The sequence below is a fragment of the Bradyrhizobium sp. SHOUNA76 genome (assembly GCF_023006445.1).
In the GTDB taxonomy this organism is placed as follows: domain Bacteria; phylum Pseudomonadota; class Alphaproteobacteria; order Rhizobiales; family Xanthobacteraceae; genus Bradyrhizobium.
This window is the reverse complement of the sequence record NZ_JALBHA010000224.1, coordinates 1-9457: the sequence shown is the minus strand read 5'-3', so window position 1 is coordinate 9457 and position 9457 is coordinate 1. Positions and strand designations below refer to the sequence as shown.

The window sequence follows — 9457 nt, the reverse complement described above, 5'->3', positions numbered from 1 at the left end:
GACCGAGACCAGCCAGGACCCCGAGGACGGCCGGCGCCTGCTGGTGAGCCTGACGCGCGCGGGACAGCAGCTTGCGGAGAAGGTCGCGCCGAATGCGCTCGCCATCACCCGTGAGACCCTGGCGCCGCTCGACGCGAAGGAGCGCGAGATGCTGATGGGGCTGTTGAACAAGCTACGGTGAAGAAGGTGCCGTAGGGTGGGCAAAGCGAAGCATGCCCACCATCATTCTCAATCAGGAAAAGATCGTGGGCACGGCGCTTCGCGCCTTTGCCCACCCTACGGCAGTTGAACGAGGTGCGCGGGCTGTCGACTAACTTCGATGAAGGCTTTGCGGCTCGCCTGCGAAGGCGAGGGCGAGATGGTCGCTGCGGACGGCCGGCTGGCGATCGAGAACGGTCCGGTCGGACAGGCCAAGCGGCAGTTCTATGTGCGTGTGAAATTCCAAAGCGGCCTGACCGGGTCGGTCAGCTTTTTCCCGGCCATTTGGCCCGGTAGCGGATTTCGCTGCCGTCGGCGAGCCGTCGCCACGTCCCGAACTCCGGCGTATGCGGCGCCCGGGCGGTCAAGTCGATCGGATAGATTCGGCTCGACTGTCCCTCGATGTTGACGGCGAGTTGTCGGCGCGAGGTTCGAAAGGCGAGTTCGACTTCGCCCGTGATCACCGCTTGCTCGCCATCACGACGGAAGCCGCCTGGCGTCAGTTCGGCGGGCATGGTGTTGATGTCGGTCTGCAATTCGATGGCAATGCTGTGCGGTGAGCTTGGCGCTGTAACGCCAGGCGGAAGACGAACCTCAAACACGAGAAGGGGATTGGCCGCGTTCGGGTTGAGCCACGGCGTCGCGGTCGCATATGCGTAAGCGAGATAAGCGCCGGCGGCTGCGACGCAGAGGAGGGCGACGACGCCGAGCGACTTCAGGCTGTTGTGCGCGACGCTTCCATTGCTTGCGTTCTTGCCTGGACGCGATACCAGCCAGCTGGCGAGCACCGCGCCGCCGATCGCGCCCATGGGAGAGTAAACGAACAGCGCCAGCAGGCCTGATGTGATCGGGTCCGCACGGTTGCCAAGATCGAGGAGAGAAAACACCAGAAAGATCGCGACATAGCCCGCCACCGCACCGGCAACGCCGGCGGCAATCCGCGACGAACTCTTCATGTCTCCTCGACGCTCCAGCAATGCATGGCCCTCGCGGGCTGTCCGCATTAGACGCAGAAGGCGGGAGACTCGTTCAACGTGCTCGAGGCGCCACGTGGCTCGCCGCGCGCTCCGGCCGCGTCACTTCGCCACCACCTCCGGCACCTTGCCGGCCGGCGGGGTGTTGCGGCTGCGCTGGGTGCGCACGATGCCGTCGATGATGGTCATGCCGATGCCGGGGAGGTCGCCGAGCTGGACGCTTTCCAGAATGTTCTTGCCGGGCGAGTGCTGGGCCTTGTCCATGATGACGAAATCGGCGGAGCGGCCGACTTCGATCAGGCCGCAGTCGAGCTCGCGCATCCGCGCCGTGTTGCCGGTTGCGAGACAAAACGCGATCTCGGCCGGCAGATCGCCGAGCGAGGACAGCATCGAGACCATGCGCAGAATGCCGAGCGGCTGCACGCCGGAGCCGGCGGGCGCATCGGTGCCGAGGATGACCCGGTGCAGATCGCCCATCTCGCGCGCGGTGCGCAGGGTGAACAGCGCCGAGCGTTCATTGCCGTTGTGCACGAGCTCGAGGCCGCGCTTGCAGCCCTCGCAGATGCAGCGGATCTGGTCGTCGGGCAGCGCCGTGTGGCCGCCGTTGATGTGGCCGACCACGTCGGTGTCGGCCTCCAGCACCACGTCCTTGTCGATCAGGCCGGAGCCGGGGATCGAGGGGCCGCCGGTGTGGATCGTGCTCTGGATGCCGTATTTGCGCGCCCAGCCGACCATCTTACGCGCGGTCGGGCCGTCCTTGACGCCGCCCAGGCCGACTTCGCCGAGCAGCTTGACGCCGGCGGCGGCGAGCTCCTTGAAATCTTCCTCGACCATCTCGCATTCGATCACCGGCGCGCCAGCGTGAACCTTCACGCCGCCAGGCCGCAGATTCCAGAATGCGCGCTGGGCGAAGATCGCCATTGCCTTGAGACCGACGACGTCGCGCGGGCGGCCGGGCATGTGCACTTCGCCGGCCGAGATCATCGTGGTGACGCCACCATGTAAATTGCTGTCGATCCAGCCGATCTGGTTCTGCCGGGGCGTCCAGTCGCCCGCGACCGGGTGGACGTGGCTGTCGATCAGGCCGGGCGCGACCGTGGTGCCGTTCGCCTCGACGATAGTGGTCGCGCCTTCGGTGTTGAGGTCCTTGAAGCGGCCGATCGCGGTGATCTTGCCGTTCTCGGCGACGATGGTGTCGCCGTCCAGGATCGGCTTTTCCAGGGCGCCGGACAGGATCAGGCCGATATTCCGGATCACGAGCTTTGAGGGTCCGGTGGCCTGGGGTGCGTCATGCGCCATGGAAGGGGCTCCTTATTCCTAACTGCAACGCTTTCGATCTTGGGCAGCCTTGACCCAGGGATCAAGCAGGATTATTCATTAGTATACGAATGATCGTGTACGAACGACGCATAGCTGCCCGCCTCGGAACCGCATAGACGCGACACGGATAGGTGAGATGAGCAATTTCAATCAGGAAAGCGTTTTGAGCGTCCACCACTGGACCGATACGCTGTTCTCTTTCAAGACCACCCGCAGCCCGACCTTCCGCTTCCGCAACGGCGAATTCACCATGATCGGGCTCAAGGTCGGCGAGAAGCCGCTGCTGCGGGCCTATAGCGTCGCCAGCGCCAATTACGAGGATACGCTGGAGTTCTTCTCGATCAAGGTGCCGGACGGCCCGCTGACCTCGCGGCTCCAGCATTTGAGGGAAGGCGACGAGATCATCGTCAGCCGCAAGGCCACCGGCACGCTCGTCATCGACAATCTGGAAGAGGGCCGCAACCTCTACCTCATCGGCACCGGCACGGGCCTCGCGCCGTTCCTGAGCGTGATCAAGGACCCCGAGACCTACGAGCGCTTCGAGAAAGTCGTGCTGCTGCACGGCTGCCGGCACGTCAAGGAGCTCGCCTATGGCGAGATGATCAACGAGACGCTGCCGAAGGACGAGCTGATCGGCGAGTACATTCAGAACCAGCTGATCTACTATCCGACCGTGACCCGCGATCCCTTCCGCAACCGCGGCCGCATCACCGACCTCATCACCTCGGGCAAGCTGTTCGCCGACATCGGCCTGCCGGCCCTGGAAGCCGCCCACGACCGCGTCATGATCTGCGGCAGTCCGGCGCTGGTGGCGGATACCCGCGTGCTGCTGGGCGAACGGGGCCTCATTGAGGGCAACCATGGCGAGCCGGCCCAATTCGTGGTCGAAAAGGCCTTCGCCGAGCGCTAGGCCCGCAGAAAGACCGCATTTTCGCCGCGTGGGGCCCGTTGCGGCGCCGATTCGGCGCTTGATACACTGTGGGAACGAATCAGCGGAGTTCCCACATGGTTGCGGACAGCGACAGCAACATCGCCTGGCACCGGGTCCAGTTGAAGAAGAACCGCGCCGAGTTGAAGGCGCTGGAGACCGCGCGCTTCACGATGGGCGAGATCGCCTCGTCGAAGCGGAACGGCCAGACCCAGAAAGCGGTCGCGGAACTCAAGCGGAAGATCGCGCAGTCGGAGCGGGCGATCGCCGACCACGACAAGCGCACACGCAGGCCGCTCGGCACCGATCTGCAAAGCCTCAGCAATGGCAGCTGGAGCCATTGGGACGCCTACACGCAGCAGCAGCGCAAGACCGGCCAGCGCTCGCCGGGACGCGGATAGGCACGCTGGTCATCGCGCCGGTTCCGGCCCTTGTGGGCCGCCGCACGCGCACCATCTGGTTGAGGCGCCACCAACCACTTCGGTGATCCCATGACACCGCGCCTTGATTTCACCAGCGAGGCCTTCTTCCGCGATCCGCCCAAGGCGATCGCGGCGCTACGCGCGTCCGGCCCCGTGGTCGCGACAAGATTTCCTCTGGTCGGCGATGTCTGGATCACCACGACCCATGACGCCACGGCGCGGGTCCTGAAGGACGGCACCAGCTTCACGCTGCGCAAGGAGGATGGCGAAGTCGCCGGCCTGCGCTGGTGGATGCCGAAGCTCGTCACCACCATCGCCAGGAACATGCTGACCATGGACGAGCCTGATCACACGAGGCTGCGCAGCATCGTGGACGAGGCGTTTCGCCGCCGTGCGATCGTGGCGATGGAGCCGCGCATTCGCGCCATCGCCGACGGCTTGGCGGACGATTTGTTTGCCGATGGCAGCCCCGCCGACCTCGTTCAGCGTTACGCCCGTATCCTGCCGGTGTCGGTGATCTGCGAATTGCTGGGCCTGCCCGCGGCCGATCGCCCGAGATTCATCGCCTGGGCCAACAAGATGTCGTCGCTGACGAATGTCGTCAGCTTCTTCCGCCTGCTGCTCGCGTTCCGCAAGATGCGCGCCTATCTCGAACGGCAGTTGGAGATCGCGCGTGCGCAGGGCGGCGAAGGCCTGATTGCCGACCTGGTGCAGGTCGAGCGCGAGGGCGGCCAGATTACGCCGGATGAGATGGTCTCGATGGTGTTTCTGCTGCTTGCAGCCGGCTCCGAGACGACCACGCATCTGATCAGCGGCTCGGTCTACGAGCTGCTCAGGAATCCGGGTTTGCGCGACTGGCTGGAGGAGGATTGGGGCCGCGTCGGGCTCGCGGTGGAGGAGTTCCTGCGCTTCGTGTCATCGGTGCAGTTTTCCAAGCCGCGCTATGTGCGGCGGGACATCGAGCTTGCGGGCGTGCGGCTGAAGAAAGGCGATCGTGTCATGGTCATGCTCGCTGCGGCGAACATGGATCCGGCGGTGCACGATCAGCCCGAGCGGCTCGATCTCGAACGCAAGCCGAACCGCCATATCTCGTTCGGTACGGGAATCCATTTCTGCCTCGGCCACCAGCTTGCACGGATCGAAGCGGCTTGTGCATTGGAGGCGCTGTTTGCGCGATGGCCGAAGCTCGGTCTCGCCGTCGATCCCGCGCAAGTGCGCTGGCGCAAGCGGCCGGGGATGCGTGCCATCGCGAAGCTTCCGGTTGTGGCAGGCGGGAATCGCCAGCCAAGCCTCGGTGCGGTGACTGCCGAACCGTTGCTGGCGGATTGATGGCGCACGCTGCTGCGCCGGGAACAGTGGCGCGCGTCATCTTGCGTGAGTTGTGCGAAACAATCTCCATGGCGCATGCGTTGCCTCGATGGACGCAACAGCAAGGGAGCAGTCCATGCCTCACGGCGGCAAGACGCATATCGGATCGGGCGCGCATGGCAAGGGTGCGGGGAGTGGTGCACTCACGGACGTCCCAAAAGACAAGATCGGCGACAACATGATCTTGTCGAACCGCGACAAGGCGCAGCATTCGAACGTTCGCGGCATGGACGGAAAATTCATCCAGACCGAGCAGTATCAGGATCATGCGGCCAACCGGCTGCTCGACGACGAGGAGGCTGAAGACTAGGGCGTGTACTCATAAACTCGCGCGGCACCTCGTATGAGCTCCGCTTTGCCTCTGAAGCGGACGCGTTGGCACACCTCACCCTAGGTCCGAGATGGGCCAACAACGGACTCGTGCTCGGCAGCAAAGCGCCGCCATCTTGATCTGGATCAAGTCGCTACCCGAGGGCGCTGGCCATTTACGGCACTACCATAATACATGCAGGAGGACGCCGTGAAACATATTGTGAAGGCGCTTACTATCGGGCTTCTGATCGGCCCTACACTTCCGCTGATTGCTAACGCAGAGGGCACGCTAACCGAACGGGAAGCGCAGTCTATCGCGGTGGACGCCTATGTTTACTTCTATCCGCTGCTGTCGATGGACGTATCTCGAAAGCAATTCACGAACGGCACCAGCGACTTCAAAAGTCCGATGAATACGTTCATGAACGTGCCCGCCTACCCGCCTGCGGACTTCAAAGGTGTCGTGCGGTCAAACTTCGATACGCTGTATTCCGCCTCATGGCTGGACATGACCAAAGAGCCCGTCGTCATCTCAGCCCCGGATACCGATGGACGCTACTACCTACTTCCGATGCTGGACATGTGGACGGATGTTTTTGCATCACCAGGCTGGCGCACCACGGGCACCAAAGCCGGGAATTTTCTGGTAACGCCTCCGGGCTGGAACGGGACGGTCCCTGATGGGATGACGCAGATCAAGGCACCGACGCCTTATGTGTGGCTTATCGGTCGCACCAAAACTGATGGCCCGCATGACTATGATGCGGTTCGTAAAATTCAGGCGGGTTATAAGATCACCCTTCTCTCGGAGGTTGGTAAAGCGCCAAAGCCAGTAGAGTTCAAGCTAGACCCCAGCGTCGATATGAAGACGCCGCCGAAGGCCCAAGTAGACACTATGTCGGCTGGAAAGTATTTCGCCTACGCAGCCGAATTGCTCAAGCAACATCCGCCCCACATCACCGATGAGCCAATCCTCGCTCGAATCAAGAAGATCGGCATCGAGGTCGGTAAGAGCTTTGACATCAGCAAACTTGATCCAGCGGTGCAAAAGGCACTTGAGACCGCGCCGCAGGCTGGGCAGAAGTTGATGCTTTGGAAGTTGCCTACGTTGGCACGTGTTGTGAACGGCTGGTCAATGAATACTGACACGGTGGGGGTGTACGGCAACTATTATCTAAAGCGGGCGATCCTTTCGCAACAGGGGCTTGGCGCGAACGTGGTGGAGGATGCCATCTATCCACTCAATCTGGGTGACGAAACCGGGAGGCCGCTTGACGGCGCAAACAAATACACAATTACCTTTGAAAAAGGTGCTGCGCCGCCTGTAGATGCATTCTGGTCAATCACCCTCTACGACCAGGAGGGTTTTCAGGTCGGCAATGTCCTGAACCGCTTCGCGGTTAGTAGCTGGATGCCATTCAAGTATAACGCCGACGGTTCGCTTGATCTGTATTTCCAGAACGAGAGTCCCGGGACGGAGATGGAAGCAAACTGGCTTCCTGCGCCAAAAGGGCCATTCAATCTGACCATGCGCTTGTACGCCCCGAAGTCAGAGGCGTTGACTGGTAGATGGACCCCCCAGGCGGTTACGAAAGTCCAAGCGCAACCAAGCTTAGCAGCCCAATAACTTTCGACAGACGCTCGGTTCTCAATTGGGCCGGGCGTCTACGCAATACTATATCCGGTTGGGGTCAAAAGCGTCGGTCTGGCACTCGGCTGCAAACTTCCGATCTGCTCCTATGAACTGACATGCAGCTACGCCGCTTCAATGGAAGCGACGGGCCAACTCAAACGTCGGCCGCGCTCTCCATCTGCGTGGTAGTCGGCGGGACATAATTGACAGACGGGCGGAACGTCTGTCGTGACAGGCTTGTTCCTTCTTCGGGGCAATCACGAGGAGGCGCTACCATGAGGACACCTCAGCTCTCCGCATTAATGTCTGCTGTGCTTACCTTCAGTGCCGTCGCCGCAGAACCTCAAAAGCTGTGGGAGGCGAATGGCTTCAAGCAGCCCGAGTCGGTGGTTTTTGACCGCGCCGCGGGGGCCATTTATGTGTCGAACGTCAACGGCGATCCGATGAAAAAGGATGGCAACGGCTTCATTTCAAAGCTTGGGCCGGATGGAAAGGTCGTGACAATTGAGTGGGTCAAGGGACTCGACAGTCCGACCGGGCTCGCGCTTGCCAACGGCAAGCTGTACGTCGCAGACGTGGATCGGATTGCGGAAATCGACCTGGTCAGGGGCGAAATCATCAACCGATACGAGGCACCCGGATCCAAGTTCTTGAACGACCTCGCGGCTGACAAGACGGGACGGGTCTACGCATCCGACATGGTGACAAACAGCATTTGGGTGCTCGACGGCGGCAAGCTATCTCTCCTGATGCAGGATGACGCGCTCGAAAACCCGAACGGGCTCCTCGTCGAGGATGGGAGGCTTGTGGTCGCGTCGTGGGGCAAGATGGCCCCGGACTTCTCGACCAAGGTACCCGGCCACATGAAGGCGGTCGATCTCGCGACAAAGAATGTGTCTGCTCTTGGTGACTCGACACCAGTTGGCAATTTTGATGGTGTCGAGCCCGATGGCAAGGGCGGCTATCTTGTCACCGACTGGGTAAGCGGCGGGCTTTTCCACGTCGCGAACAATGGCAAGCCGACGCGCCTCCTTCCGCTCACGAAGGGGAGCGCCGATCTCGGCGTGGGACCGGATGGTGTCATCATGATCCCGATGATGATGGAGGGCACTGTTCTGGGTTACAAAGTCGATACGCGCTGAGGACCGGTGCCAGCAGTGGTTTCGCAACGGAGCTTCAGTTCGCAATTTGCACAGCGGCAAAGCGAGCCAAGTTCTGACATTGATCGTGTTGCACGTCTCACGTTATGACCTCTTGGGGTCAATCGCGTCGATCGGCGACCGTGCCACCTATGTCCGGTCTACCCAGCACAGCGGACTTCTGTGACAGCCTGAGCCTTCTCGCCTTTGGGCCCAACAGACGACCTAAAGCGCACTAGCGACGCGTCCCGATTCATCTTATCTTCGGCTCATGAACGACTGCTGTTGCGCTCCAACGCCCTTGAACCTCGGCGGGAACAAGAAACGAGATGCCGCCTACCGGCGGGTGCTCTGGACTGTGCTTGCTATCAACGCCGCTATGTTTGCCGTTGAGGTGGTCGCGGGTCTTGCTGCCGGATCAGCTTCCTTGCAAGCCGATTCACTCGACTTCCTAGGGGATGCTGCGAACTACACCATCAGCCTACTCGTTGTCGGTATGGCACTCCGCTATCGAGCTGGCGCGGCCCTTGCGAAGGGCGCCACAATGGGCATGTTTGGCGTATGGGTCGTTGCAACCGTGATCTGGCATATTCTGCACGGAACGCTTCCGAGCGCTTTCGCGATGGGCGCCGTGGGAGCTGCCGCTCTCGTTGCGAACGCAGCTTCGTTTGGTCTGCTTTGGGCTTATCGTCACGGTGATGCAAACATGCGGTCTGCATGGATTTGCACTCGTAACGATGTTCTGGGTAACCTCGCGGTGCTGTTAGCTGCGGCTGGCGTGTTCGGGACCGGGACAGGTTGGCCCGACATCGTCGTGGCGACGATCATGTCGTTGCTTGCGATTCAGGGGGCTGTGGTAGTGGTCCGGCATGCCAGCAGAGAGCTACAGATTGGCCGACTGGCGGCGGCTGAGTAATTCAGCCGCCCGAAGTCTCCTTCGGGTCACAAGCCGCCGATCACGCTCAAGGTGGCAGACTTCCGCTTTGCGCTGGTACGCCGACGTTTGTGGGTACACACCCTAGGCGACAGCCCTGAGCGACAGCTTCAGGAGCCGGCCGACTTCTTCGAAGCGACGAGATCGCGCTCCCGGCCGAACACGGAGCGGCCGTCGAGATCGGGCGAGGCCGCGCGCTCGCCGGCGATGTAGGCCTCGACCGACGGTC

9 protein-coding genes and 1 pseudogene are annotated in these 9457 nt (G+C 61.8%); 8 read left to right on the top strand and 2 right to left on the bottom strand.

Translation table 11 applies throughout. The annotated features are described in order from the left end of the window. Positions 1-181, top strand: a pseudogene (locus MOV74_RS21725) (MarR family transcriptional regulator); the annotation flags it as partial. 283 nt (positions 182-464) lie between these two features. Here MOV74_RS21725 and MOV74_RS21720 read toward each other — a convergent pair. Both MOV74_RS21720 and MOV74_RS21715 read right to left on the bottom strand, forming a co-directional pair. Next, entirely contained in the window at positions 465-1154 is a 690-nt protein-coding gene (locus MOV74_RS21720; RefSeq protein ID WP_246926519.1) for a hypothetical protein, read from the bottom strand. 120 nt (positions 1155-1274) lie between these two features. Beyond that, positions 1275-2471 (bottom strand): amidohydrolase family protein, encoded by a 1197-nt coding sequence (locus tag MOV74_RS21715; RefSeq protein ID WP_246926517.1) that lies wholly within the window; start codon positions 2469-2471, stop codon positions 1275-1277. A 157-nt stretch (positions 2472-2628) separates the two neighbouring features. Between MOV74_RS21715 and MOV74_RS21710 the strand changes: the two genes are divergently transcribed. The 7 genes from MOV74_RS21710 to MOV74_RS21680 all read left to right on the top strand — a co-directional run bounded on the left by MOV74_RS21710 (position 2629) and on the right by MOV74_RS21680 (position 9210). After that, entirely contained in the window at positions 2629-3402 is a 774-nt protein-coding gene (locus tag MOV74_RS21710) for a ferredoxin--NADP reductase (RefSeq protein ID WP_246926516.1), read from the top strand. A 95-nt stretch (positions 3403-3497) separates the two neighbouring features. Continuing rightward, complete coding sequence (locus tag MOV74_RS21705; protein WP_246926514.1) at positions 3498-3821, top strand: hypothetical protein; 324 nt, start codon at positions 3498-3500, stop codon at positions 3819-3821. Positions 3822-3911: 90 nt separating this feature from the next. Further along, entirely contained in the window at positions 3912-5171 is a 1260-nt protein-coding gene (locus MOV74_RS21700) for a cytochrome P450 (RefSeq protein WP_246926512.1), read from the top strand. A gap of 115 nt (positions 5172-5286) precedes the next feature. Next, positions 5287-5520 (top strand): hypothetical protein, encoded by a 234-nt coding sequence (locus MOV74_RS21695; RefSeq protein ID WP_246926510.1) that lies wholly within the window; start codon positions 5287-5289, stop codon positions 5518-5520. A gap of 219 nt (positions 5521-5739) precedes the next feature. Then, positions 5740-7149: a DUF1254 domain-containing protein gene (locus tag MOV74_RS21690; protein WP_246926521.1), complete on the top strand. Its 1410-nt coding sequence runs from the start codon at positions 5740-5742 to the stop codon at positions 7147-7149. A 281-nt stretch (positions 7150-7430) separates the two neighbouring features. After that, the gene (locus tag MOV74_RS21685) at positions 7431-8297 is read left to right on the top strand and encodes an SMP-30/gluconolactonase/LRE family protein (RefSeq protein WP_246926508.1); all 867 of its coding nucleotides are present in this window, start codon (positions 7431-7433) and stop codon (positions 8295-8297) included. Between the two features lie 268 nt (positions 8298-8565). After that, entirely contained in the window at positions 8566-9210 is a 645-nt protein-coding gene (locus MOV74_RS21680; protein WP_246926506.1) for a cation transporter, read from the top strand. The last annotated feature ends 247 nt before the right edge of the window (positions 9211-9457 follow it).